This window comes from Xanthomonas hydrangeae (genome assembly GCF_032697525.1).
Classification (GTDB): Bacteria; Pseudomonadota; Gammaproteobacteria; order Xanthomonadales; family Xanthomonadaceae; genus Xanthomonas; species Xanthomonas hydrangeae.
Genome location: NZ_CP103836.1, coordinates 2,944,791 through 2,969,879, shown reverse-complemented (window position 1 = coordinate 2,969,879; position 25,089 = coordinate 2,944,791). Strand labels below are relative to the sequence as shown.

The 25,089-nt window shown below is 61.8% G+C and carries 20 protein-coding genes; 4 read left to right on the top strand and 16 right to left on the bottom strand.

What is annotated here, in order from left to right:
• Positions 1 to 26 precede the first annotated feature (26 nt).
• The 9 genes from NYR97_RS12565 to NYR97_RS12525 all read right to left on the bottom strand — a co-directional run bounded on the left by NYR97_RS12565 (position 27) and on the right by NYR97_RS12525 (position 11,303).
• On the bottom strand, positions 27 to 2,261 hold the full coding sequence (locus NYR97_RS12565) for a glycosyltransferase family 2 protein (RefSeq protein WP_316693540.1): 2,235 nt from the start codon (positions 2,259 to 2,261) through the stop codon (positions 27 to 29).
• Positions 2,262 to 2,266: 5 nt separating this feature from the next.
• Positions 2,267 to 4,378: a class I SAM-dependent methyltransferase gene (locus tag NYR97_RS12560; RefSeq protein WP_316693539.1), complete on the bottom strand. Its 2,112-nt coding sequence runs from the start codon at positions 4,376 to 4,378 to the stop codon at positions 2,267 to 2,269.
• A gap of 10 nt (positions 4,379 to 4,388) precedes the next feature.
• A complete protein-coding gene (locus NYR97_RS12555; RefSeq protein WP_205392509.1) occupies positions 4,389 to 5,786 on the bottom strand; it encodes an ABC transporter ATP-binding protein in 1,398 nt (465 codons plus the stop codon).
• The gene (locus NYR97_RS12550; protein ID WP_205392510.1) at positions 5,776 to 6,609 is read right to left on the bottom strand and encodes an ABC transporter permease; all 834 of its coding nucleotides are present in this window, start codon (positions 6,607 to 6,609) and stop codon (positions 5,776 to 5,778) included. Before NYR97_RS12550 ends, NYR97_RS12555 begins: the two co-directional genes overlap by 11 nt.
• Before the next feature lie 2 nt (positions 6,610 to 6,611).
• Entirely contained in the window at positions 6,612 to 7,799 is a 1,188-nt protein-coding gene (locus NYR97_RS12545; protein ID WP_316693533.1) for a cystathionine gamma-synthase, read from the bottom strand.
• A gap of 89 nt (positions 7,800 to 7,888) precedes the next feature.
• On the bottom strand, positions 7,889 to 9,259 hold the full coding sequence (locus NYR97_RS12540) for a pyridoxal-phosphate dependent enzyme (protein WP_316693531.1): 1,371 nt from the start codon (positions 9,257 to 9,259) through the stop codon (positions 7,889 to 7,891).
• Between the two features lie 218 nt (positions 9,260 to 9,477).
• A complete protein-coding gene (locus tag NYR97_RS12535; RefSeq protein ID WP_002814034.1) occupies positions 9,478 to 9,696 on the bottom strand; it encodes an HP1242/YdcH family protein in 219 nt (72 codons plus the stop codon).
• Positions 9,697 to 10,032: 336 nt separating this feature from the next.
• Positions 10,033 to 10,923, bottom strand: coding sequence for a hypothetical protein (locus tag NYR97_RS12530; RefSeq protein WP_316693527.1), 891 nt, complete (start codon positions 10,921 to 10,923; stop codon positions 10,033 to 10,035).
• Positions 10,920 to 11,303 carry a DUF4398 domain-containing protein gene (locus tag NYR97_RS12525; RefSeq protein WP_006449646.1) on the bottom strand — a complete coding sequence of 128 codons (384 nt, stop codon included), beginning with the start codon at positions 11,301 to 11,303 and terminating at the stop codon, positions 10,920 to 10,922. Before NYR97_RS12525 ends, NYR97_RS12530 begins: the two co-directional genes overlap by 4 nt.
• A 98-nt stretch (positions 11,304 to 11,401) precedes the next feature.
• Between NYR97_RS12525 and NYR97_RS12520 the strand changes: the two genes are divergently transcribed.
• On the top strand, positions 11,402 to 12,535 hold the full coding sequence (locus NYR97_RS12520) for a PilT/PilU family type 4a pilus ATPase (RefSeq protein ID WP_006449645.1): 1,134 nt from the start codon (positions 11,402 to 11,404) through the stop codon (positions 12,533 to 12,535).
• Positions 12,536 to 13,055: 520 nt separating this feature from the next.
• Here NYR97_RS12520 and maiA read toward each other — a convergent pair.
• A complete protein-coding gene (gene maiA, locus NYR97_RS12515) occupies positions 13,056 to 13,718 on the bottom strand; it encodes a maleylacetoacetate isomerase (RefSeq protein ID WP_316693519.1) in 663 nt (220 codons plus the stop codon).
• Positions 13,719 to 13,773: 55 nt separating this feature from the next.
• A complete protein-coding gene (locus tag NYR97_RS12510; protein WP_316698207.1) occupies positions 13,774 to 14,832 on the bottom strand; it encodes a fumarylacetoacetate hydrolase family protein in 1,059 nt (352 codons plus the stop codon).
• Positions 14,833 to 15,140: 308 nt separating this feature from the next.
• On the opposite strand from NYR97_RS12510, the gene NYR97_RS12505 reads away from it, so the two are divergent.
• A complete protein-coding gene (locus NYR97_RS12505) occupies positions 15,141 to 16,529 on the top strand; it encodes a DEAD/DEAH box helicase (RefSeq protein ID WP_006450465.1) in 1,389 nt (462 codons plus the stop codon).
• A gap of 185 nt (positions 16,530 to 16,714) precedes the next feature.
• Here the strand turns inward: NYR97_RS12505 and NYR97_RS12500 are convergent, their stop codons facing one another.
• Complete coding sequence (locus NYR97_RS12500; protein ID WP_316693518.1) at positions 16,715 to 19,000, bottom strand: transferrin receptor-like dimerization domain-containing protein; 2,286 nt, start codon at positions 18,998 to 19,000, stop codon at positions 16,715 to 16,717.
• Between the two features lie 184 nt (positions 19,001 to 19,184).
• Positions 19,185 to 21,818: a TonB-dependent receptor gene (locus NYR97_RS12495; protein WP_316693516.1), complete on the bottom strand. Its 2,634-nt coding sequence runs from the start codon at positions 21,816 to 21,818 to the stop codon at positions 19,185 to 19,187.
• A gap of 265 nt (positions 21,819 to 22,083) precedes the next feature.
• Here NYR97_RS12495 and queD point away from each other — a divergent pair, with 265 nt between their 5' ends.
• Together queD and NYR97_RS12485 are read left to right on the top strand one after the other, a co-directional pair.
• Entirely contained in the window at positions 22,084 to 22,437 is a 354-nt protein-coding gene (gene queD, locus NYR97_RS12490) for a 6-carboxytetrahydropterin synthase QueD (protein WP_316693514.1), read from the top strand.
• Positions 22,438 to 22,630: 193 nt separating this feature from the next.
• A complete protein-coding gene (locus NYR97_RS12485; protein WP_316693513.1) occupies positions 22,631 to 22,966 on the top strand; it encodes a phasin family protein in 336 nt (111 codons plus the stop codon).
• Between the two features lie 206 nt (positions 22,967 to 23,172).
• Here the strand turns inward: NYR97_RS12485 and NYR97_RS12480 are convergent, their stop codons facing one another.
• The 3 genes from NYR97_RS12480 to bioD form a co-directional block, all read right to left on the bottom strand.
• Entirely contained in the window at positions 23,173 to 23,748 is a 576-nt protein-coding gene (locus tag NYR97_RS12480) for a VapC50 family PIN domain-containing toxin (protein ID WP_316693511.1), read from the bottom strand.
• Positions 23,745 to 24,212, bottom strand: a complete 468-nt coding sequence (locus tag NYR97_RS12475) for a helix-turn-helix domain-containing protein (protein ID WP_316693510.1) — start codon at positions 24,210 to 24,212, stop codon at positions 23,745 to 23,747. Before NYR97_RS12475 ends, NYR97_RS12480 begins: the two co-directional genes overlap by 4 nt.
• 137 nt (positions 24,213 to 24,349) lie before the next feature.
• Positions 24,350 to 25,024, bottom strand: a complete 675-nt coding sequence (bioD, locus tag NYR97_RS12470) for a dethiobiotin synthase (protein ID WP_316693508.1) — start codon at positions 25,022 to 25,024, stop codon at positions 24,350 to 24,352.
• Between the last annotated feature and the right edge of the window lie 65 nt (positions 25,025 to 25,089).

Sequence of the window (25,089 nt, the reverse complement as noted above, 5' to 3'; positions counted from 1 at the left end):
CGGGGCGCTGTGCGCTAACGAAATAATTATGCCTGACGAATGACGTCAGGCGCATGGCGCTCTGGATCGACTACACCGGCAGCACCGATCAAACTCAAATTTGGACTGTAAGCGGGGTCAGAATCCAGCACTGCAAACCAGCGTTCCAACATGGTCTTTACCTCGCTCGCAAAACGCGCCTGCTTGACCGGATCGTCTTCAATGCCACGACTTGCTGACTCGTGGTGGATGAGCGAAGCGTGCGGCGTCCAGACATTCCGGTACCCTGCCCTCTGCACACGCAGACAAAAATCGACATCGTTGAATGCAACAGCAATCGTCTCGTCAAGACCGGACACCGCGAGGTAGAGATCACGGCGTATGGCAAGGCAAGCCGCAGTGACCGCCGAGTACTGTTGTAGCAGAAGTGCCTGGCCATAGGGACCTGCAAAGTCCGCTGATGCATGGGCAAGTGCATGCGCTGCGACCCCACCGACGCCCAACACCACACCGGCATGCTGCAATGTCATGTCAGGGTAAAACAGTTTTGCACCCACCGCTCCGACATCCGGGCGCATTGCCAGTCCAACCATCTCCTCCAGCCATGAACCATCTACCACTTCGATATCGTTGTTTAACAACAGAACAATATCGCCATCGCATTGGCTTACAGCATGGTTATTAATGGCCGAATAGTTGAACGGCTGATTATACGCCAGGACGCGAACTCTCGGGTCTTCCACGATTGCGCCAAAGTAAGCGATAGACTCTGCAAGCTCGGAGCCGTTATCGACGACTGTGACCCGGTAGTTCTCGTACAGTGTCATGCTCAAAAGGCTGTCGATACAAACCGAAAGCAAATCAACACGGTCGCGGGTGGGAATGATGATATCCACCATTGGCCTGCCAGGCGACGGATGCGACGCTCGTAGTCGATCTGGCATGATCTGCACAACTTCCGCACCGACACGCTCGGCAAAGCGCAAATTCAGAAGCCGTGCGTGATCCACCGCAACGCCTTGCGCACCAAACGGTGAGGAGATAGCACCTGGCTTCCCGCAGTGATGCATCAACACATGCGGCACATGGACAACTCTACTTAATTCAGCGTCACCCACTGCATTGATGCAAGCGTTAAGCCAGGGCAGCGCCGGGTCCAGATCGCAGAACGGGCCAAAGGCATTGCGCCGAATCGCGACCGAGTGCCCTAGATAGTCTTGCTCGAGAAACCTGACTGGGTCCCAGGCAGGCTTAAAAAAAGGCTGACTGCGAACACCATGAGGGTCTATCAGATCTTCATCGTAATAAAACGCCAATGCGTTTGGACACTTGGCGAATGCGGCAGCCAATATCCCGGTCGCACAATTGTGAAGACGGTCGTTGGCACTGAGCAAACATAGAAAAGTGCCTCGAGCCTGCCCGATTCGTTCCCGCAGATTGTTGGGAGCAACAATTACGCGGACGCGCTGGTCATCATAGAGCTCAACAACTCGACTCAGCGAATCTACCTGATGGCTGCTGAGCAGCAATTCGAAGTCTGCAAAACGCTGAGCGAACAGGGAGGCTACGCACGCTTCGAATTCTACAGGCTCATCAGGCAGCAAAAACGAAAAAGGGGGCTGTGCTTCTGATGAAGCGCGCACTGGCAGCGCCTGATCCAACATCTCATTTATCTGGCGATCGGCACGAATCGTCCAGGTGGCATAAAGATGCCGATCAGCCAGATTCACCGACGCATAGTGCGGTATCAGATGAAGAAGTGCTTCGGCATGACCGGCGATATTGAGATGGTGCCGGACCGTGTCTGTGATTGCCAGCATCTTCGACGGTGTTGCATCGTTCAGTGCAGAAAGGCATGCCAATTGCATCAGCCAGAGCGCTTCTTTCTCGCTTACCGCTGTCGCATGGACCTCGCTAAGCACAAAACGCGCCCTACCCTCACACGGATCAAAACGAAGCGCATGAACTGGCTCTGGAAAATGCACCAGGGCGTCTAACTGACCGCTCGCAATCAACACACCGATATCGATACGCGTCTGCTCCGAGATGCCTTGGCCATAATCCGGATAGAAACACGGTGCGCGCAGGCGACCCTCAATCTCGCGAAATGATGCACGCAAACGATACCACCCTGACTGGATGGGAAGATTCGAGGGCGTAATGCGGAACTGCGGATCGCCATCGACGGCTTCCCACAGGTCGGGCTCACCTGCGGAAGCAATATTGGCAATGGGTACGCAACGCCACACTGAAACCGACGCAGGCGGCATGATGTCTGCCATCTGGCTTACCAACGTTTCCACCATGGACGCCGCGAGAGCTCTGTTAACAGCGACGCCTGCGCCTGCTCAAACGAGACGACTTTTTCTTTAAGCTCTCGCAAAGGATCGTTGGCCAACAAAGCATCAAGAGCCGAACGAAGCCGCTCAGAATTTTCAGCCTGCTGCGCGCTCCAGTAAGCAACTGCCTCATTCAACCGGCCATCCGTGGCGACGAGACGATCATGGAGTGCCTCCTGTCCTAGAGTGAGTTGAGCAGTCCGAGCGTCGATGCGCTCCAATGCGGGAACGGAGCGCGATTGAGCTTCCCCGAGTGCTTGATGCAACGACTCGATCAGCAGATGCATGTTGACTCCGTGCTGCGCACCGAGATTCAACATATGCTGGATTGTGGAAAGACGCTCATCTGCGTCTGCTGCCACTGCGGGCATCGCTGCAGGCGCTGACAGCAAATGCGTCGCCAGCAGGTCCTCAAGGGTTTGGACCTGATTTTTGCCGGTAACAGCCATCTGGAATTCAAACTCGCGCTGCATACAGGCGTCAAACGCATTTTCAGAGCAGTGTAGGCCAAGTCGCTCCAGCACTGTCAGGATAAAAGCACGTAATGACAAACCTTGCACATCGTGCGATACAGCAACCGATGCTCCCGCAAACCCAAACATCAGACTACGTATCAATAACCAACCAAGCGTCGGCGCGTTGACGCTCCACTCGCGATCAATGTACACCACACCATCATTGGGGGTGCGAATGAGATTAGACGGAGTTGCATCTATATAATCGTCCGGAAGGACAGCGTCAAACGAATCGAACGCGACCGGCTGACCTTCGTCACGCAGCACTTTGGCCAAATCGACAAGATAGCCGCTCACGACTTCTACAAATGAATTCAGCTCCCACCCTGCAAGAGCTAGCACCGCCCTCATATCATTCGCTACCAGCTCGCCATGATAGTAAGCCGACTCTGGCTGCACCTGCAGACGCACCGACGCCCCAGACCCAGCCTCCCGAACGGGATGCAAAGCCGAAGACCTTACAACTACTTGGCCATCTCCACGCTCGATGAAGAGCGTTTCCCGCGCAAAATGACGTTGCCGCTGGGTACTATAGTGAAACGCCAAAACATCCTGACTGCTCACTGGCGCCGGCTCTGCCGTAGCTTCGATCAAGAAAGAATTCGCAAGATCCACCGCCAACCGGTTTTCTGCAACTACCGGCCACGCTCGTTGCAAATTGAAGGATGTCGGTGTCAGCTGAGGGTCTCGCCGTACCGCCTGCGCGATCAAGCTACCTGCATCGAATTGCGAGGCGTTACATGTTGCACCACGCTCAGTAAGTACCGAGGCAGGCATCTTATAGTCGGGGACCGGCACCATAAAATGTCGTGAAGAATATCCAGCTTCTGCAAGCAGGCCTTCGATTTCGTGACGACCAAAGGTGCGCGCACCGCCTTCAGTATAACGGTCCTCCACGCCAACCATAGGCTGCCCAAGATGATCTTCCGGCACACCAGCAAGATATTTGAGACCCAGCTTGTTCTCGATCGCGATCACCAACCGCCCGCCGGGCGCAAGCATCTGCCGCACTGATCGCAGCATACTCAGTGCGGCCGCTTGCTCATCGGTAAAAACGCTGGCGTATTCCAGAACACCTATCAAAGTGATGACATCAAACTTTATGGGAGTGCGAAAATCCTGGAATCTTTCCGCCATCACATCCACATTTGCCAGATCGCGGGTCCTTAGGCGCGCGATGCCAGCACGCCGCACCGACCCCTCGAGGGCGAGAACCTGTGCGCCAGTTTCACCGAGATAGCGGGTAATTGCACCGCAGCCAGCGCCGATCTCCAGTACGCGCGTATTTGATTGCAGGACCTGTGCAAAAGGACGAAGGACATTTGCGCGCTCTGTGGACAAGTGATAGCGACTTGGCCAGTCGACACATGCCTCCGCTAACTCCGGAGAAAATATACTGACATCTGAGGCGCCCCGAATGATCGCTTCCAGGCCGGTTTCCGATTCATCGCCATCGCTGTATGCGATACTGGCGTAAGCGCTCCGCGCCCAGACGCCCGTTGCGTCAGACAACACATATCCCGCTGTGCGAAGCAGTTCATTCATACTCATCGAATTACCTTATTTTTTCCGCAGCGGCATCGTCGACAAAGGTCTCGCCAAGGTCGCTTTCGGCTGACTGCACCACTTGCATTTCCAGCCCCAAATCGGACATGCCAAAGAAATCCGACTTCATGACCTTGAAGTGGATACTGTCGTACCGACGATCGTGCGGGACCACCGCATCACTTTCATCTCGACTCGCAATTCCTAATGAGACGAAATAGTCCCCTTCGGCCAGAACGCAACGAAAGCTAGCCGTTACATCAAGCACAGACCCTGCAGTAATGACTGCGGCCAGGCCCTGTAGAGGCTTGTATTCGGAATTGGTTCCATACACTGACACGCCTTCTGCAGTCTTGACGGTGATGCCGAGAATTGGCCTCACCACCTGCTGCACGAAGTAAATCCTTATTGCCAGACGCAGCTCGGTACCGGATTCCAGAATCGCAGGATAGACCGCCTGAGGTGAGCGCAATTCAAAATCGAGGATCCTGGCGGCGCAATCGCCCCATCGAAACTCGTGTGGATTGTAGTTTGGCCTTGTATTGTAGCGATCGACCAGATCATTCTGCTTGGTTCCTGCGAACGCTGAGGCCTCTGCAAATCCATCCTGAGCGACAGAATCGCCGGCTTCCTGCGCTTCGCCAGTACCGAACAGCAAGTTGTAATAGCTGTTTACTACGTGCTTCGGCTTGCCGCTTTGCAGCTTGCGCCCACCTTCAAGCAGCATTGCAAAATCGCAATGTTGGACAATCTGATCGGCCGAGTGACTGACCAGAAGGATGGAAGCCCCATCGTCTTTGAGCTGCTGCAACCGAGCGAAGCATTTGGCTTGAAACTTTGCATCACCAACGGAAAGCGCTTCATCAACGATAAGCAGCTGCGGCTGCACCTGAGCCTGCACCGCGAAAGCCAGACGCACAACCATGCCGCTTGAATAATTGCGAATAGGCTGGTCGATGAACTGCCCGATATCAGCGAAAGCAAGGATACTGTCCAGCCTCGCATCGACTTCGGCCTTGGTCAGGCCAAGAATCGCGGCATTGAGATAGACATTCTCACGTCCGGTGAATTCAGGGTTAAAGCCACTACCCAATTCGAGCAGTGCAGCGACACGTCCTTCGACATGAATACTGCCTTCGGTCGGAGCCAACGTACCGGCAAGCATTTGTAAAAATGTCGACTTACCTGAACCGTTACGGCCGATGATACCAACGGTTTGCCCCTTGTGGACGGCAAGGTCGACGCCACGCAGCGCCCAGAATTCTTGGTAATAACGACGACTTCCTCCGACAAGACCCTGCAGGAGCCGATGCGATGGCCTTTCGTAGACATGGTAGCACTTGCCAACGTTGCGCGCGTCGATCACCAGATCACGCGGCATATCGCCGGAGATAATGTCAGAGGACATCAGCGAACCCCCGACGGGTTTTCTGGAACACCGCGTAGCCTAAATAGGCAAAGACAAGCGCACCAAGCAGGTAGGTCGCCAATCCCTGCCAATCCGGCATGCGCCCCCAAAAGCCCACCGCCCTGGCTTCGTCAATAATGAAGGTCAGCGGATTGAGGTGAAAGATCAGCTGATACTTTTGCGGCAATGTATCCACAGGAATGATTGCGGAAGACAAAAACAGCACAGCAGTTGCCAGCACACCCGTCACCTGGTTGATATCGCGCAAATACACACTAAGCGATGACAATAACCAGCCGACTCCGAGCATACCGATCGCCAAGGGTAAAAATACCAGCGGCAGCAGCAGCATTGTGGGATGCAACTCGCCTCGCAGCAGGAAATTCAATAACGCGAACACGAGCGCATTGGTGAAGGCATGGAATAGCGCCGACAACATCACAGTCCACGGCAAGATATCCAGGGGAAATACGATGCGCTTAACCAAATTCGGATTTCCGACGATCATCATTGGCGAACGACTGAGACATTCGGCAAAGAAGCCATGAACGATCAGGCCCATGAACAGTAGCATCGCGAAGTCGGCGATATTGTCACTGGTGCCTGGCCAACGTGACTTCAGCACATAGCCGAATGCGATGGTATAGATCAGCAGCATCAAGAACGGACTGATCAGCGACCATAGCAGTCCAAAACTTGCGCCCTTGTAGCGACCTAGAACATCGCGTCGAGTCAGCTCCAGAGTGAGGGTGCGGTGACGCACCCAGGCCTGAAAAGGCCCAAGTGGTGAGAATGCCGGGAATTTAGTAGCACTGTCGTACATGATTACCTACGCAACGCAGCGTCAAGGTCATTTTGCAAATCCCCCAAATCCTCAACCCCCACGCTCAGCCGCACCAGCGCATCGCTGATCCCAAGCTGTTCGCGGCGGGCCACGGGGATGGAGGCATGCGTCATAACCGCAGGATGATTCACCAGACTCTCCACGCCACCGAGCGATTCGGCCAGGGTGAAGAGTTCAGTGCGTTCGCAAAACCGCCTGGCCGCGTCGAAGCCGCCCTTGAGGACGATCGAGACGATGCCGCCGAAACCGGTCATCTGCGTCTTGGCCAGTGCGTGCTGCGGGTGCGAGGCCAGGCCGGGATAGATCACTTTTGCAATCGCGGGATGGGTTTCCAGCCATTGCGCCAGCGCCAGAGCGTTCTCGCAATGCGCGCGCATGCGCAGCGGCAGGGTCTTGAGGCCGCGCAGGGCGAGGAAGCTGTCGAACGGCCCTTGCACGCCGCCGATGGAGTTCTGCAGGAACGCCAGTTGCTCGGCCAGCTCGGTGTTGTCGCCGACCACCGCGATGCCGCCGACCATGTCCGAGTGGCCGTTGAGGTACTTGGTGGCCGAGTGCACGACGATGTCGGCGCCCAGGCTGAGCGGGCGCTGCAGGATCGGCGAGGCGAAGGTATTGTCGACCACGATCAGCAGGCCGTGCTTGCGCGCGATGGCAGCAATGGCGGCAATGTCGACCAGCTTGAGCATCGGGTTGGTCGGGGTTTCGATCCATACCATCTTGGTGTCGGGGCGGATCGCGGCTTCGAAGGCGGCCGGGTCAGTCAGGTCGACGAAGCTGAAGTCCAGGCCGGCGGTGCGGCGGCGCACGCGCTCGAACAGGCGGAAGGTGCCGCCATACAGGTCGTCCATCGCCACCACGTGGCTGCCGGCATCCAGCAACTCCATCACCGTGGAGGTGGCGGCCATGCCGGAGGCGAACGCGAACGCGCGCGCGCCGCCTTCCAGCGACGCGACGCAGCGCTCATAGGCAAAGCGCGTGGGGTTGTGGGTGCGCGAGTATTCGAAGCCCTGATGCTCGCCGGGGCTGGACTGCGCATACGTGGACGTCGCATAGATCGGCGGCATCACCGCGCCGGTGCTGGGATCCGGCGACTGCCCTCCATGGATCGCCAGCGTGGCAAGCGAAAGTTCGCGCGCGCCATCGTGGCTGGTTGCGGTGCGGTTGGACATGGAGGTTCCCGGAAAAAGTGGCGAATTGTAACAAGCAGGTCTGAACGGCCAATGCCGCGCGTCTCATTGACACGCGCGGGCTTGCGCGATCACTGCACGCGGCGGCGCAGGTAGTTGAGCAGGTCGATACGGGTGATCAGGCCCAGGAACTGGTTGCCGTCCATGACGATGGCGACCTGGCCGCGGTCGAACACCGGCAGCAGCGCTTCGATCGGGGAGGCGACATCCAGGCGATCGAGCTTGCTGACCATGGCGGTGGAGATCGGGTCGCGGAAGCGCGCCTCGTCGCCGTACACATGCAGCAGCACGTCGCTTTCGTCGACGATGCCGACCAGCTCGCCGTCATCGATCACCGGCAGTTGCGAGACGTCATACAGCTTCATGCGCTGATAGGCGGTGGTCAGCAGGTCTTTCGGGCCCACCACCACGGTGTCGCGCTTGTTGTAAGGGCGCAGGATCAGGTCGCGCAGATCGCCGTGCTGCGGGCGCTCCAGAAAACCGTTGTCCAGCATCCAGTAGTCGTTGTACATCTTGGACAGGTACTTGTTGCCGGTATCGCAGACGAATACCAGCACGCGCTTTGGCGTGGTCTGCTCGCGGCAGTACTTCAGCGCGGCGGCCAGCAAGGTGCCGGTGGACGAGCCGCCGAGGATGCCCTCCTTGGCCAGCAATTCGCGCGCAGTGTGGAAGCTTTCCGCGTCGGTGATCGAATAGGCCTTCTTGACCCGCGAGAAATCGGAAATATCCGGCAGAAAGTCCTCGCCGATGCCTTCGACCAGCCAGCTGCCGGATTTCTCGCTGACGGTGCCCTCTTCGATGTACTGGGTCAGGATCGAACCCACCGGGTCGGCCAGCACCAGCTCGGTGTGCGGCGAAGCAGTGGAAAACGCGCGCGACAGGCCGGTCATGGTGCCGGAGCTGCCGCAGCCGAACACGATCGCGTCCAGATTGCCGTCCATCTGCGCCAGGATTTCCGGGCCGGTGCCGAATTCGTGCGCGGCCGGGTTGTCCGGGTTGCCGAACTGGTTGATGAAGTAGGCGCCGGGCGTCTCGGCGGCGATCTTGGCGGCCAGGTCCTGGTAATACTCGGGATGGCCCTTGGCCACGTCGGAACGCGTCAGCACCACCTGGGCACCCATGGCCTTGAGGTTGAAGATCTTCTCGCGGCTCATCTTGTCCGGCACCACCAGGATCAACTTGTAGCCCTTCTGTTGCGCCACCAGCGCCAGGCCCAGGCCGGTGTTGCCGGCCGTGCCTTCGACCAGCGTGGCGCCAGGGGTCAGATCACCGCGCTGTTCGGCTGCTTCGATCATCGACAGGCCGATACGGTCCTTGATCGATCCCCCGGGGTTGGCCGCCTCCAGCTTGAAGAACAGATCGCAGACGCCGGTGTCCAGGTGCTGTGCCTTGACGATCGGCGTGTTGCCGATCAGTTCGAGTACGGAGGAGTGGATCGCCATCGGGATATCGTCGCTGCGCCGCGTGGGCTAGGCCGCCCATTATCCGACGAACGGCTAGGGAATGCTCATTCAGACTGGAAACGATCGCGCTCGCCTATGAACGAGCGAGCTCAGCCGCTGCTCCAACGGCCGCACACATAAAGACGCGGACGGTGGCGAGCCGACGAGGAGGCTGCCACCGCCCGCGGCGGTGAACTTGTTCTGGATGTGGGGAAGGATCAGTGCGTGAGCTGGTCGTACATCCGGGTGAGCTTTTCTTTGGCCTGCAATTTCTCGCGTTTCATCTGGCCCAAGGTCACGTCGTCGATCGGGAGCACCCCGAGTTCGGCATCCATGCATTTCTTGTTCAAGAGCTTGTGGCGTTGGTACAGCTGCTTGAACTCGGGATCGGACTTGACCAATGCGTCGATTTCGGTCTGCGGTTGCCCTTCGAACATGGCGTTACCTCCTTCACTTAAAACAAGAACGCCCCGGCCAGGGACGGCACGGGGCGCAGCTTGGGGATGGAAGACTCGCGGATCACAATGGCAAGCGCACTGGCGGAACCAACAACCTTCCCACCGAATTGCGTTGTTGCGTGCCCTTGCGTCACTGGCCCGGCCCTCCGTACTTCCAGGCAGCGGAGTGCTGCCCGGGAGTACGACCCTACGCCGGTCGCGGAGGGGGTTCAAGGCCAGAACGGCTGCTTTTGCCGTTCCCTGTGTCAATCAGTGACCGCGGTTCAACCGGGCGTCATGCCCGGGTTAAAAGACCTTAACTTCCAACCACTTGCATTACGGCGAGACAACCACCTCGGCAGCGCGCGTCTTGCTGGCTGCAGCCTTGGTCCCGCTGACCTGCAAGCGTGCACTGGCCACTCCGGCGGCGACCAGCGCATCGCGCACCGCTTCGGCCCGCTGCTTGGCCGTGGCTGCATCGCTGTCGAAACCGACGATGCTCACCCGACCCTTCTTGCCGATGTTCAGATATTCGGCCAGCGCCTTGGCCTGCCCTACAGCATCGCCAGACAGCGCGGTCTTGCCGCCGAACGCGCCGCTGCCCAACGAAAACACTTCACCGCGGGGTTCGAACCTGGCGGACGGCAACTTGGCCCCGGACACCAGTTCGGCTTCTTCGTGCGCCAGTTGCACGGCCTTTTGCTGGGCCGCATTGAGCTTGGCGGTCTGCTTGCCGGCCACGCTGGTCAGCGCCAGCTCGGCGTCCTGGCGGGCCAGGGTCTCCTGCTCGGCCGCCTGCCGCATGCGCTCAGCCTCTTCGGCCTGGATCTGCGCCTGCACGCGCAGACGCTCGGCCTCCTGCCGGGCGCGTGAAGCATCCCGGCGGCTGGCTTCGATCAGCAGGTCGTTGCGGGTGCCTTCCAGCCGGTCCAGCTCGCGCCGTGCCAGTGCGGTGCGGGCGGTGCGTTCGGCGATTTCGACCCGGCGGTCGGCCAGAAACACCAGCTCGTCGCGGTCGCGCCGCTTGGCTTCGGCCAGCGCCGCCACGCTCTGCTGCGCCTGCAGCCGCTCGAAGCGGGCCAGTTCATTGGTCTGCGGGTCGTTCTGCAGCGCGGCCAGGCGCCGGTTGAGCGCGTCGGCCTGCGGGTCGTCCTTGGCGGCCATTGCCAGCGACGGCAGTGTGGCCAGGCTCATTACACCGATATAGAGAAGAGGACGCAGTTTCATCGGCCACCCTCCCCGGTGTTGAGGCTGTTCTGCAACTGCGCCACTTCCTTGCGGCGCTGTTCCAGCTGGGCGGTGACCACCGCTTCTTCGCTGCGTGCCTTGGCCAGATCGGCATCGGCAGCAGCGCGCAAGGCGATCTGCGGCACCTGCTTGCGCTGACGCTTGTCCAGTTGCGCCTGCTGGGCCTGCATCAATTCCTGTCGGGCCAGATTGACCAGATCGGGGGCGTATTGGTCGGCATCGGCCTGGGTGGCGCGTTGCACGGCCTGTTCGGCGGCGGTGAGCTCCGGTGCCACCTGGGCGGCGGCGGGAGAGGAAAGAACCATGAAACAGGCGATGCCATACAGGGATCGCCGCAAGTATGCGAAGCTAGCCGTCATTAGGGGAGCCGTAGCGAGAAGTCTCGAGCACGGCCATTGTCGGAAGCCTGCGGCGGACTTGCAACGAGACGCTGCTGTTTGTTGGGGAACCATTGCGCATGGATATCGGCTACTTCCTGAAGCTGATGACCGAAAAGAATGCCTCGGACATGTTTTTGACCACCGGCGCGCCGGTGTACATCAAGATCGAAGGCAAGCTCTACCCGCTCGGCAATACGGGGTTGCCGCCGGGGATGGTCAAGAAAATCGCCTACTCGTTGATGGACGAGGGCCAGGTGCCGCAGTTCGAGCGCGACCTGGAACTCAACATGGCCATCTCGCTGCCCGACGCCGGACGCTTCCGTGTGAACGTGTTCAAGCAGCGTGGCGAAGCAGGCATGGTGATCCGCGCCATCCGCAGCCGGATCCCGAGCATCGAAGAACTCAACCTGCCGCAGGTGCTCAAGGACGTCATCATGACGCCGCGCGGCCTGGTGCTGCTGGTCGGCTCGACCGGCTCCGGCAAGTCGACCTCACTGGCCTCGATGATCGACCACCGCAACAGCACCACCACCGGGCACATCCTCACCATCGAGGACCCGATCGAATACCTGCACAAGCACAAGATGTCGATCGTGAACCAGCGCGAAGTCGGTCTGGACACCCACACCTTCCAGAGCGCGCTGAAGAACGCGATGCGCGAGGCGCCGGACGTGATCCTGATCGGCGAAATCCTGGATGCCGAAACCATGGAGGCGGCGATTGCGTTTGCCGAAACCGGTCACCTGTGTCTGGCGACGCTGCATTCCAACAATGCCGATCAGACCATCGAGCGCATTCTCAATTTCTTCCCGGAAAGCGCGCACAAGAACGTGCTGATGAATCTGGCGCTGAACTTGCGTGCGGTGGTGTCGCAACGCCTGGTCAAGGGCCAGGACGGACGCCGCCGCCCCGCCACCGAAGTCTTGCTCAACACCCCGATGATTCGCGACCTGCTGCGACGCGGCCAGGTGCACGAGGTCAAGGCGGCGATGGAAGAATCGCTGGAAGAAGGCATGCAGACCTTCGACCAATGCCTGTTCCGCATGGTCAAATCCGGCGAAATCGAGCAGGAGGAAGCGCTGCGCGCCGCCGACTCGCGCGATGGCCTGGCGCTGAAGTTCCGCCTGTCCGAAGGCGGCTCCGGCGAACACGACCCGTATGCGGATTACGAAACGGCCGCAGCGCCCAAGATCAGCCACGGGTTTGTTTAGAGCGACCAACAAAATTTAGCGTGCGGCCGCCTGGCGGTGAGCGCAGTGGTTTTGTTGGTCGCATCTTGTTGGATGCAGTCAAAAGTCCAGAGCAAAAAGCCTAGTCGGTCGCGGGCGCGGCGCCCTCACCGCTCGCGGGACACGCCGTGAATCCGTCCATGGAGGCTCAGTGGCGGCATCCATGCCGCCACATGGTCCCGCAATCGGTGAGGACACCGCACCAGAAAGTCTGCTGGTTGCTTTGTTGAAAGCCATAAACACCGACCATCTCCGATGGTCCTTGCCCGCCCACCGTCGCGGGACCTTACGCGGCATGGATGCCGCGTAAGAGCCTACATGGACGTACTCGCGGCGTGTCCCGCGAGGGTGGGCGGGCAAGGGCCCTGCAGCCAAGCCGCAGATCAGCACCCTGCAGTAGACCGGCGTGAGCATCAGCGGCCGCACGCGCGTCGATCGCTCTGCGCGCCCCCCATTGCGGGAGGCTGCCCGAAGGGCAGATACGGCCGGCAACTCCCCGCGTCTACACTGCCGCGTCAGGCTGCGTTTCCGGCCGCGCCGCATCGAACGCCGGCAGTGCCAGGCAGGCCTGTTCGATGCGTTGCAGGGTTGGATACGCCGTCAGATCGACGGCGAAACGGCGCGCGTTGTAGAGCTGCGGAATCAGCACGCAATCGGCCAGACCAGGCGTGTCGCCGTGGCAGAACGTGCCGGTGTGCAGGTCATTGCCCAACTCCGCTTCCAGTGCCGCAAAGCCGCGCTGCATCCAGTGCTGCGTCCACGCCTGGCGTTGTGCGGCAGCCAGCTGCCACTCGCGTTCGAAAAACTGGGTGACGCGCAGATTGTTGAGCGGATGCACATCGCAGGCGATGACCTGCGCCAATGCACGCACGCGGGCGCGCTCGGCCGGCGTGGCGGGGAGCAACCGCGCACTGTCCGGGAACGCATCTTCCAGATATTCCAGGATCGCCAGCGACTGCGGAATCACCACCGCGCCATGCCGCAAGGTGGGCACCAGTTCCTGCGGATTGAGCTGCGCATACGCCGGCGCGTGCTGCTCGCCGGCATCGCGCACCAGGTGCACCGGATGCGCGATGTAGGCCAGCGCCTTCAACTGCAGGCCAATGCGCACGCGATACGCGGCGCTGGAGCGCCAGTACGAAAACAATTCCAGTGGCGCGCTCATGCCCTGCCCTGCGTGCAGTTGTTCGTAGCGACCTTCGCAGACGCCTTTGCCGGTGTCATGGCAGCGGCTGACGTTCGATGCGCTGTTCGATCGCCCCGAAGATGCTGGTGCCATCGGCATCGAACATTTCGATCCGCACCACATCACCGAAGGACATGAACGGCGTGCTCGGCTTGCCGTCGCGCAAGGTTTCCACCACGCGCTGTTCGGCAAAACACGAGGCGCCCAGCGTGGTGTCCTGGTTGGCGATGGTGCCGGAGCCGACGATGGTGCCGGCCGAAAGCGGCCGCGTCCTGGCGGCGTGGGCGATCAACTGAGCGAAGTCGAACTGCATGTCGTTGCCGGCTTCCGGCGCACCGAACCAGGTACCGTTGACGTGGGTGACCAGCGGCAGATGCACCTTGTTGTCGCGCCATGCGTCGTCCAATTCATCCACGGTGACGAACACCGGCGACAACGCCGAGCGCGGCTTGGATTGCACGAAACCGAAGCCCTTGGCGAGCTCGGCCGGGATCAGATTGCGCAGCGACACGTCGTTGACAAGGCCGACCAGCTGGATGTGCGCAGCGGCCTGCTCGGGCGAGGCACCCATCGGTACATCGTCGGTGATCACCACCAGTTCGGCTTCCAGATCGATGCCGTGGTCTTCGCTGATCACCTTGATGGCGTCGCGCGGGCCGTAGAACCCTGCGCTGGTGGCCTGATACATCAGCGGGTCGGTGTAGAAGCTCTCCGGCACCTCGGCATTGCGCGCACGACGCACACGCTCCACGTGCGGCAGGTAGGCGCTGCCATCGACGAACTCGTAGGCGCGCGGCAGCGGTGCGGCCAGCGCCTGCAGATCCAGGTCGAACACGCCATCGGCGCTGCTCTCGTTGAGCGAGGCCGACAAGGCATTCAGGCGCGGCGCGACATTGCTCCAGTCCTCCAGCGCGCGCTGCAGCGTGGGCGCGATACCGGTGGCGCGCACCGCCGTGCGCAGATCGCGCGAGACCACGATCAGGCTGCCGTCGCGGCCGCCTTCCTTCAGGGAACCTAGCTTCATGACCATCCTGTGCTGTGGCTGATCGGCCGATTGTACGGCCTGCCGCAACAGTGGTTGCAACTGAAACAACTGACCCGTAGCCCAACCGATGAACTCGCCTTTTGTGCAGCGCGCCAAACGCGCGTACACTTGCCGGGTCTGCATGCGGCCGTCCGTTTCCCTTAGGGACAGCCGGCGAGGCCAGGATCGATCGATCCGCTCGCCCGCCCCACCCGACGCCTTTCGTGGTGCCGACAAACCCATCGCTCTTTGATTGGGTTGTTCCACCATCTCGCAGCGCGGTTCACGGGAACGCTCCGAGCCTCACTTTTTTGCATCTGCAATGCGTCTGCGCTCCGGGCTCTGTCTGGTGGCGGCGCTTTACTTGGAGCTTCCTGATGTCTTTTGAATCCCTGGGCCTTGCGCCCTTCCTGCTGCGCGCGTTGGCCGAGCAGGGCTACGAAACCCCCACCGCGATCCAGCAGCAGGCGATCCCGCTGGTGCTGGCAGGTCACGACCTGCTGGCCGGCGCGCAGACCGGTACCGGCAAGACTGCCGCCTTCGGCCTGCCGCTGCTGCAGCACCTGGGCACCACGCCGCAGCCGGTCAACGGCCCGCGCAAGCCGCGCGCGCTGATCCTGACCCCCACCCGCGAGCTGGCCACCCAGGTGCACGACAGCCTGCGCGGCTACAGCAAGTACCTGCGCATTCCCAGCGCGGTGATCTACGGCGGCGTCGGCATGGGCAACCAGCTCGATACCCTGCGTCGTGGCGTGGACCTGCTGATCGCCTGCCCGGGCCGGCTGATCGACCATATCGAGCGTCGCAGCGTGGACCTGTCCGGCATCGAAGTGCTGATCCTGGACGAAGCCGATCGCATGCTCGACATGGGCTTCTTGCCGTCGATCAAGCGCATCCTGACCAAGCTGCCGCGCCAGGACCGTCAGACCCTGCTGTTCTCGGCCACGTTCGAAGAGAACATCAAGCAGCTGGCGCTGGAGTTCATGCGCAACCCGATGCAGATCCAGGTCACCCCGAGCAACACCGTGGCCGAGAGCATCACCCACCGCGTGCACCCGGTCGATGGCGCGCGCAAGCGCGACCTGCTGCTGCATCTGTTGGCGCAGGACAGCCGCGAGCAGACCCTGGTCTTTGCGCGCACCAAGCACGGCAGCGACAAGCTGGCACTGTTCCTGGAGAAGTCCGGCATCAAGACCGCGGCGATCCACGGCAACAAGAGCCAGGGCCAGCGCATGCGTGCGCTGAGCGACTTCAAGGCCGGCCGCGTGACCGTGCTGGTGGCCACCGATATCGCCGCGCGCGGCATCGACATCAACGAGCTGCCGAAGGTCATCAACTACGACCTGCCGATGGTGGCCGAGGATTACGTGCACCGCATCGGTCGCACCGGCCGTAACGGCTCCACCGGCGAGGCGATCTCGCTGGTGGCGCAGGACGAGGCCAAGCTGCTGCGTCAGATCGTGCGCATGCTGGGCCGCGACGTGGAAATCCGCGACGTGCCGGGCTACGAGCCGCAGACCCCGATCCGTTGGGGCAACAGCGCCCCGGGCCGCGCCGAGCAGCCGGGTGGCGATCGCGCCCCGCGCAAGAGCCATGCCCGTCGTCCGCATGGCGATGCGCCGCGTCAGGCGCATGCGCATGCCGGCCCGAAGAAGCCGGGTGGCCAGCGCAGCAGCGGTCCGCGTCAGGCCGGTGTTGCTGCCGGTGCCGGCGCAGGCCGTCGCGATGGTGGCCGTGGTGGTCAGCGTCCGAGCGGCACGCGCTGAATCCTGTGCACCGGTGTGACCGGCGCTTAGGCATGCGGTGAACTGAAAGAAAAAGCCGCCCTTCGGGGCGGCTTTTTTGTGGGCGCAAGCTGGGCAAGGTAGACATGTCGCTACAGGCGCATGCCAACGGTGTGCGACGCAGCTGCTTCCACACGGATGACACCTGCCAGCCACGCGCGCGCTGATCAGCCTTCGATCAATGCCGTATTGCGATCGATCGCCTCGCGATACCGATCCAGCACTGCGGCGGTCTGCACGATGTATTTGCTCAGATCGTCCCAACGCCGGTCTTCCAGCGCTTCGCGAATGCCCGGCAAGGTCTTGACCTCGTAACCGGTGGCCAGGCCCGGTGCGTAGATCAGGTTCCGGTACCACGGCCGGCCCGGCAAACCGCCTTCGGCCAGCAGGGTCTGGTCGATGCGCTGCAGCGAGGCATTGAGCTTGCCGCGCACGCCTGCATCCAGGCTGCCGCCGCGCGATGCCAGCGCATCGTCGTAGCGCTTGGCGCTGGTTTGCAGGCGGGTAATGGCCTGATCCAGCGCGGCGAAGTCGATCTGCGGCACCGCGGCTTTCGACTCGGGGGCGCGCTGCGGGCGGTTGGGATTGTCGACCGCAGCGTAGGCACCCGCCTGCAACAACTCAGCCTGCGTGCGTGCGGCAGTGCGATCGCTGTCGGCCTGCTGCTTGAGCTCCTGCGCGTATCCGGCCACCGCATCGGCAAAGTCGCCGAAACGCTGCGGCAACACCGGTGCATTTGCCACGCGCAACACGGTGCGGCCTACGGTCTGCGACAACAGCGGCAGATAGCTGAAATCCGGATCGATATAGCGCGCGAAATAATCGTAGGAGTCGTATAGCGAGTGATAGACGCCGCTACCGCCGCCCTGCCCGCCATAGCCCAGATCCAGCGTCGCCAGCCCAAGATGCTGCAGGAACGGGCTGTAGTCGCTGCCCGAGCCCAGCGCCTTGAGCGGCACATCGCCACCGGCCGCGACCTGCTTGGCGATGTCTTTTTGCGCCGGCTTGGCGGTCGGCGCCAGGGCATCGATGCGCGCACGTGCACGTTGCCGTTCGAGCACGCTCACGCCGCTGTCGGGGTCGCGCAGATCCGCCGCCACCCCGTTGACCAGGCGTTGCAGCGCATGGCTGCCGCCGGCATTGAGAAAGCCGCGCCCATTGCCGTCGGTGTTGACGTACAGCACCGCCTTGCGGCGCAATTCGTCGGCGTGCTGTTCGGCCCACTCTGTGGAGCCGAGCAGGCCGGCCTCTTCGCCGTCCCAACTGGCATACACGAGCGTGCGCTTGGGGCGCTGCCCCTGCTTGGCCAGCTCACCGATTGCCTTGGCTTCGGCCAGCAATGCGGTGGTGCCCGACAAAGGATCGGCCGCACCGAACACCCAGCCGTCGCGGTGATTGCCGCGCACCACCCACTGATCCGGATACTCGCTGCCACGCAGGGTGGCGATGACGTTGTAGATGGTCTGGCTACCCCAGTCCGCGTCGACCTTGAGGTGCACGCGCGCGGTGTCGCCGCCGCCGATGCGGTAGGTGATCGGCAGCGCGCCGCGCCAGTCCTCCGGCGCCACCGGCCCGCCCAGGGCGGCCAGCAAGGGCTGCGCGTCGCCCCAGCTGATCGGCAAGGTGGGAATCTTCAACACGCTGCCGGCCTGGTCGATCTTCAGGCGTTTGGCGCCTTTGCTGGCACCGACGCCCGGGGTGAGCGGGTCGCCGGGATAGATCGCGAAATTGGCGACCGAGCCGCGCTGTACGCTCCACTGGTTACGCGCCGGGCCATCCGGATAGGCCTGATCCTGAAAATAACCGTCGTCGCGCGGATCGGAATAGATGATCGCGCCGATCGCACCATGCTCCTGTGCCAGCCGCGGCTTGAGCCCGCGCCAACCCTTGCCGTAGCGCGCAATGACGATCTTGCCGCGCACGTCCACGCCGTTGCGAGCGAGCACTTCGTAGTCTTCGGCGATGCCGTAATTGACGTAGACCAGATCGCCGGTGACATCGCCATTGCCGCCGTAGATGACGTAGGGCGGCAGTACGTTGTCGGTTTGGGTGGAGGTGCTGTCGCCAGGCAGCGGCGGCTCCTTCAGACGCGCGACATAGGGTTTGGGACCGAGCAGTTCCAGCTGCGAGGTCTTGGGCGAAGGCCACAACACCTCGAAGGTTTCGATGCGCGCATCCCACCCGTAGCCGCGCAGGCGCCTTTGCAGATCGCGGGCGTTCTCCAGGTTATGCGGCGAGCCAACGTGATTGGGCGCCGACGACCATTGCTTCAACCAGCCGCGATAATCGGCGTCCTGCAAGCCGCTATCGAAACGTGCTTCCAGCGCGCGTTGCGCCTGTGCGGCAGCGGCGTCGTAACCCGGTAGCGCGGCGGGTGGTGCGGCAGGTTGCGCGACCAGGGGAGGCGCGACGAAGGCCAACGCGAGTAGCCAGGCGTGCTGCGAAGAGGTCATCGTGATTCCTTGAAAGTGTCCAGGGCCAATGGCGATTGCAGTCGTTCAGAGCGGTGGCAGGCAGAGCCACCATTGCACGGCTGCGGTCGCGAACCTAGCTGCCGCAGTGTGCAGGAGTCCGCTTGCGCGCGATGGGGCATGACCGGCACTCCCACGTCGCGCACAAGGGCCGTGCGTATGCCGATCAGAATCGGTAATCCAGGCCCACAGTGAAATAGCGCCCACGCAGGTCGTACTGGGTGAAGTCGTATGGCGCGCGAATGCCCGGGAACGAGGCATCGACCGGCGGCTGCTTGTCGGCCAGATTCTCGATCTTGGCGTAGAGCGTGAGCTTGTCGATGCCGGTGTAGCCCAGATAGAGATCGAACTGGTTGTAGTCGCCCACACGCGATTGCACGGCATTGGCCGCCGCGCTGGCCTTCTGGTCGTAGCCGCCGGTGTAGTACCAGGTCAGCGCCGCACTCACCGTGTCCAGATTCCAGTCCAGCGTGGTGGTCGCCTTGTTGCGCGGCAACGACGGGCCGAGATTGCTGCCGGCGTAATCCTGCAACGGGCCACCGACCACGGTGGGGCGACGGTAATCGCGCACGTGGGTGTAGGCGGTATTGAGGCCAAAGTTGCCGGCCGCTTCGGTGCGCCAGCGCTGGCGTAATTCGACATCGAGACCGGAGGTCGTCAGCTCGCTGAGGTTTTGATAGCGGTTGTACACCGCCACCAGCGTGCCGCGTTCGTTGCGGATGACATCGGCCGGGTCGTTGTTCTGCACGATGGTGGCGTTGTTGCCGGTGCCGACCAGATTTTCCAGTTCGATCTTGTACCAGTCCACGCTCAGGCTGGTGTCGGCCCACGGCGACAGCACCACGCCAAGGTTATAGCTGCGCGTGCGCTCCGGATTGAGCTCGGTATTGCCGACGGTAAAGAAGGTCGGGTTCTGGCGCGAGCCCGGCACGTCCGGATCGAACGGGTCGACCACCGAACCGTAGGAGATATTGGTGCTGGCTGCATTCTCCGACAGCGAAGGTGCGCGAAAGCCGCGCGAGGCGGCCGCGCGCACCAGCAACGTATCGAGCGGTTGCCAGCGCAAACTGGCCTTGGGCGAAAACGCATTGCCGAAATCGCTGTAATGATCGCCGCGCCCTGCCAGTTGCAGTTCCAGCGATTGCAGCAGCGGCAGGTTGACTTCGGCATACAGCGCCGACACCTTGCGCTCACCATCCACTGCGGCAATCGCCGGGCGGATCTGCAGGCCTTGATCGATCTGTAGCGGATTACGCGAGACCAATTCTTCCTGACGCCACTCGGCACCGGCGGCGAATCCGACGCTGCCGGCCGGCAGCTCGAACAGGTTGCCGGACACTTTGGCATCGACGCCGCGCAGCGTCGATTGGGCCGGGCGCAGCGTGCTGAGGTTAATGCCGTCGATCACCGATTGCGGCGTGGCGGACGGGTTGAGCAGGTTGTAGCTGCCGTCGGCCAGCGCCTGCGCCAGGGTAAAGCGATTGGCGAAGCCACCGGACACGGTTTCGTGCTCGGTGCTGCGCGCGGCGAACGCCGCCGCTTCCCAATCCCAGTGTTCGGTCTTACCGCGCACGCCGCCGAGAAACCGGTAGGACTGCGAGCGATTGGTTTTGACCGTCTGGCCAAGGTCGAAGAAGGTGTATTCGATCGGCACCGCGGTGCCGTACGGGTTATACGGACTGGAGGCCGGCAACAAATTGGACACCGGCTCGGCCAGACCGGTGCTGGCGTTCAAGGCGAAGCGGCCGCCTTCCAGGGTGAAGTACGGGCTGGAGCCGAAGATCGACACGCCCTTGACCTCGCTATAGAGCGCCTCGCCAAACGCTTCGACGGTGTCGCTGAGCCGGAACGTGGCGTTGGTATAGGCCTGATAGCGCTTGGTCGAGGGGATCAGCGTGGTGAACGGGGCCTGGTTGAAGCCGCAGGTCTCGCCGGCCAGGCCGTCGATCGGCGCGCTGGCGGTGAGCACCGTGCCGGTGGGGCAATTGCCTTGCGCATCCAGCATCGGCACCGAGCGGCCGCCGACCAGATAGCGCGCGCCCTTGGCCGACCAGCCGTTCCAGCGCCCGCCCGGCAGATCGGTATAGATGCCAGAGCGGGTCAGTTCGCGCTGGTCCTGATCCAGCCGGTCGCGGTTGTAGGCATCGAAACTGAAAAGAATGTTGTAGCCGTCGCGGTCCAGATCGCCGATGCCGCCGATGAACTTGGCGCGCTGTGTGTCCATGCCGCCCTGATCGGAGGTGCCGCCGCTGATGCCGAGCTCGGCGCCCTGGAAATCCTGCCGGGTGATGATGTTGACCACGCCAGCCACCGCATCGGAGCCGTACACGGCAGAGGCGCCGTCCTTGAGCACTTCGATGCGTTCCACCGCCACCAGCGGCAACGCGTTGAGGTTGACGAAGGTGTCGCCCAGGCCATTGGCAGGAAAGCCGTAATTGGCCAGCCGGCGTCCGTTGAGCAGCACCAGCGTGTTCTTCTGCGACAGCCCGCGCAGGCCGATGCCCGCCGAGCCGGAGGCCCACCCGTTGTTGGTGGTTTCGTTGGTGGCATTGCCGGTGTTGGCCGAGATCGAGCGCAGTGCGTCGGCCACGGTGACCTTGCCGGACTGCTCCAGCTGCTGGCGGTCGATCACCTGCACCGGGTTCGGGCCTTCGCTGTCGGTGCGCTTGATGTTGGAACCGGTGACGCTGACGGTGGCCAGGGTCTTGCCCGTGTCGGGTGTCGCGTCGTCGGCATGAGCGAGGGGAATCAGCGCCGAGAGAACGGCAAGGGACAGCAGGTAAGGCGTAGGGCGCTTCACGCACGGCATCCATGAATGGGGGTTTTGCAGTGGGCCATGCGCGATTGATTAACAAAAATTACATAACTGCATAGGGATATGACGCGCTGTGACACACGCTGGCAGCCAGACGCGGTAAGAGGCGCGTCGGACGTCGTGCGCTGCGTATGGCGATTGAGCACATCGAGAACAACGCGCGCTGCTGTTTGTCTTCAAGAGCTCGCAGATAGGCTGTCTCGCTGCGATTGGCAGTCCGAAAAGCACTGGCGCACTTACAATGGCGCGCATGGATATCTTCAAAGTCTTTACGCTCGAAGCCGCGCATCGGCTTCCCAATGTGCCGACCGGGCACAAATGCGCCCGCCTGCACGGGCATTCGTTTCGGATCGAACTGCATGTCAGCGGCGAGCCGGGTGCCGAGACCGGCTGGATCATGGATTTCGGCGACATCAAGGCCGCCTTCAAGCCGATCTACGACCGCCTGGACCACCACTACCTCAACGACATCGAGGGATTGGAGAACCCGACCAGCGAGCGTCTGGCGATCTGGATCTGGGACCAGCTCAAGCCGGCGCTGCCGGCACTGAGCGAGATCGTGGTGCACGAAACCTGCACCTCCGGCTGCCGTTATCGCGGCTGATTGCCTGGCGCAATCGTGTGACGCAAGGCCGCCTGCTGGGCGGCTTTGCCGTTTCTGCGGCCCGGATAACTTGTTGATCCCAAAAGCCTTTTGAAGCCGTTTTGGAAATTTTCAGCAAACGTGTTGCATCGCAGCAATATCCACGTATGCTGCAACGCAACAAACGGTCACAGCATTCCCCAAGGGGTTCGCAATGTCGGCGCAGTTCGAAAACGGCTTTACCAGTCAGTTCGCCTCTGTCGCAGCACGTGCCAACCAGTTGGCATTGGACACGCTGGAGCAGAACGTCAACGCAACCACCACGTTTTTCGGTGAGTTTGCGCAGGCACGCGACCTGGGTGCCTACCAGACGCTCTGGCCAAAAGGCCTGCAACTGGCCCGCGACAACCTGGAACGCCTGGCTTCGGCCAATCAGGAAGTGGTCGGGATGGGATTGAAGATATCCAGCGAGCTTGGACAGTTTGCAAAGCAGAAGTTCGACACCGGCAGCGAACAGGCCGGCGCAACAGGCAAGAACCGGCGCAAGTAACGGCCACCAAAATTCAGCGTCTTTGCATGGGTCCCTCCCCCCATGCAATCCGGCCCGACAGATCCCTCCCTCTGTCGGGCTTTTTTATTTTCTGATCGCTGGCTAGCCCAAGTCATCGGACCATGCAGTCACCAAGACAGAGTCGTGGCCTCTCGACGCTTTTTTTTTTTTCGTGCCGATGTCGCTTTGCGATGCCCACCTGGCTGTCAGAGAACCGTGCGGTAAATGGTCAACGCTTTAACGGTCTGGACGAGTCCTTGCCGTAGCAACACCTCCAGATAGCGCTCCACTTCCATCCCTGGATTGGTCAGCTGTGCACGCTGGCGTTGAGCGGCAGAGACAACGGCCGCCTGGTCCAGATCGAACAGATTCTCAATGAACTCGTCCGGGTGTTGCGCCTCGATCCCAAAGGGAGCGAGCGTGGCGGACGGGAAATCTTTCAGATTGAAGGTGACGATCACGCTGGCGCTGCAGCGGATCGCAGCAGCCAGCACGTGGCGATCGTTTGGATCGGGCAGATGCAGCGCCTCAATCAACGGTTCGTAGCCACTTACCAGGCAATCCGGAATGGCTCGGTCCATGAGTGCCGAGGTACGGTCCACCTGCTCTGCTGTCAGGTCGCGACGGTTGAGCAACAAACTGCGCTTCCATTCCTGGTGGATTTGCACGCTCCAGCGCGCACGGAACCTGCCCGATAGTCCCAGCCACATCAACAAGTCCCGGAGCGGCGCCGGATACAGCACGCACGCATCGTAGACTGCAGTGAATGGCGAATGCCTCACTGATATCCCAGCGCCAGCTCCTGGGCCTGCGTGGCCAGTTCCTGCATGGCCTGCTCACTGGCGCGCTCACGTTCGCGCTTGAACTGCATCAGGTCGGCAAAACGTACGCGGCGATGTCTGCCGGTGCGGTGGAACGCCAGCGCGCCCTCTTCCATCAACTTGACCATATGCGGCCGGGAAACGTTCAGCAGATCGGCAGCTTCCTGGGTGGTCAACTCGGCGTGGATGGGCACCACCTGCACCGCATTGCCATCGGCGAGCTCGGCCAGGACATCCATCAGCAGGCGCAGTGCGGAGGTGGGCAATTCCACCTGATGGGCCTGGTTCTGGTCGTCGAAGATCTGGATGCGCTGGGTTTCGAAGCTGGTGGCAAGGTAGGCCGCCAAGGCGCGTTGGCCTTGCACTGCAGCGGCGACCTCGCGCTCGACAGGCAGGACCATCTTGGACGGAGCAATGTTCGACATGTGAGCACGCTGGTGCAATGGAAACGGAGTCCAGCATAAACGAAATGCTGGATATCCGAAATAAACGAAACGAATTTCTTGTGATGGCGCGTTCTCTCTCGCCATCCTGAGATAGCTACCCGCCTGATTGCCCCACCTCACTGCGGCAGCTGCAGCCACTTGGCCTGGGTTGCAGCGTCGACACCCGGCCGCCATGCGATCCGGCCCCAGTACGGCATCGTCAGGCGCTGGCGCAGCATGCCGATGTTCTCTTCGATGCGCTCCATCTGCGGATCGATTTCGTTGGCGATCCAGCCGATGCAGTCCAGCCCATCGGCGGCGATGGCGGCGGCAGTCAGGCGCGCGTGATTGATGCAGCCCAGCCGCACGCCGACCACCAGCACGACGGGCAGCTTGAGCGCGCGGACCAGATCGGCCTGGTCCAGATCGGCGCTCAGCGGCGCGGCCCAGCCGCCGACGCCTTCGACCACCACCACCTCGGCCTGCGTGCGCAATTGCGCGAAGGCGCGGGCGATCGGCTCCAGCGACAGGGTCACGCCGACATCGGCCGCAGCCAGCTCCGGCGCCAGTGGGGCCGGCAAGGCATAGGGATTGAGGGTGGCGTAGTCGGGTTGCGGGTCGCTGGCGGCCTGCAGCGCCAGGGCGTCCGCGTTGCGCCAGCCGTGCGCGGTTTGCTCGCAGCCGCTGGCGACGGGCTTCAGGCCCACGGCGGTGTGCCCGCGTGCGCGCAATGCGTGCAGCAACGCGGTGCTGCCCATGGTCTTGCCGATGCCGGTGTCGGTGCCGGTGACATAGAACGCCGAAAGCTGCATGCGTTTGGTTCCTGCGGCCACGCCGCGGTTGCAGTGAGGGCGCGCAGCATAGCGTGCGGATCCGA

Bases quoted from the DNA above. Each gene is read 5' to 3' on its own strand.
- NYR97_RS12555 (WP_205392509.1), bottom strand. From the start codon at position 5,786: ATGTCCTCTGACATTATCTCCGGCGATATGCCGCGTGATCTGGTGATC.
- NYR97_RS12475 (WP_316693510.1), bottom strand. From the start codon at position 24,212: ATGTCGAACATTGCTCCGTCCAAGATGGTCCTGCCTGTCGAGCGCGAG.
- NYR97_RS12550 (WP_205392510.1), bottom strand. From the start codon at position 6,609: ATGTACGACAGTGCTACTAAATTCCCGGCATTCTCACCACTTGGGCCT.
- NYR97_RS12540 (WP_316693531.1), bottom strand. From the start codon at position 9,259: ATGGCGATCCACTCCTCCGTACTCGAACTGATCGGCAACACGCCGATC.
- NYR97_RS12545 (WP_316693533.1), bottom strand. From the start codon at position 7,799: ATGTCCAACCGCACCGCAACCAGCCACGATGGCGCGCGCGAACTTTCG.
- NYR97_RS12520 (WP_006449645.1), top strand. From the start codon at position 11,402: ATGGATATCGGCTACTTCCTGAAGCTGATGACCGAAAAGAATGCCTCG.
- NYR97_RS12525 (WP_006449646.1), bottom strand. From the start codon at position 11,303: ATGACGGCTAGCTTCGCATACTTGCGGCGATCCCTGTATGGCATCGCC.
- NYR97_RS12565 (WP_316693540.1), bottom strand. From the start codon at position 2,261: ATGGCAGACATCATGCCGCCTGCGTCGGTTTCAGTGTGGCGTTGCGTA.
- maiA (WP_316693519.1), bottom strand. From the start codon at position 13,718: ATGAGCGCGCCACTGGAATTGTTTTCGTACTGGCGCTCCAGCGCCGCG.
- NYR97_RS12500 (WP_316693518.1), bottom strand. From the start codon at position 19,000: ATGACCTCTTCGCAGCACGCCTGGCTACTCGCGTTGGCCTTCGTCGCG.
- queD (WP_316693514.1), top strand. From the start codon at position 22,084: ATGGATATCTTCAAAGTCTTTACGCTCGAAGCCGCGCATCGGCTTCCC.
- NYR97_RS12505 (WP_006450465.1), top strand. From the start codon at position 15,141: ATGTCTTTTGAATCCCTGGGCCTTGCGCCCTTCCTGCTGCGCGCGTTG.
- NYR97_RS12535 (WP_002814034.1), bottom strand. From the start codon at position 9,696: ATGTTCGAAGGGCAACCGCAGACCGAAATCGACGCATTGGTCAAGTCC.
- NYR97_RS12560 (WP_316693539.1), bottom strand. From the start codon at position 4,378: ATGAATGAACTGCTTCGCACAGCGGGATATGTGTTGTCTGACGCAACG.
- NYR97_RS12485 (WP_316693513.1), top strand. From the start codon at position 22,631: ATGTCGGCGCAGTTCGAAAACGGCTTTACCAGTCAGTTCGCCTCTGTC.
- NYR97_RS12530 (WP_316693527.1), bottom strand. From the start codon at position 10,923: ATGAAACTGCGTCCTCTTCTCTATATCGGTGTAATGAGCCTGGCCACA.
- bioD (WP_316693508.1), bottom strand. From the start codon at position 25,024: ATGCAGCTTTCGGCGTTCTATGTCACCGGCACCGACACCGGCATCGGC.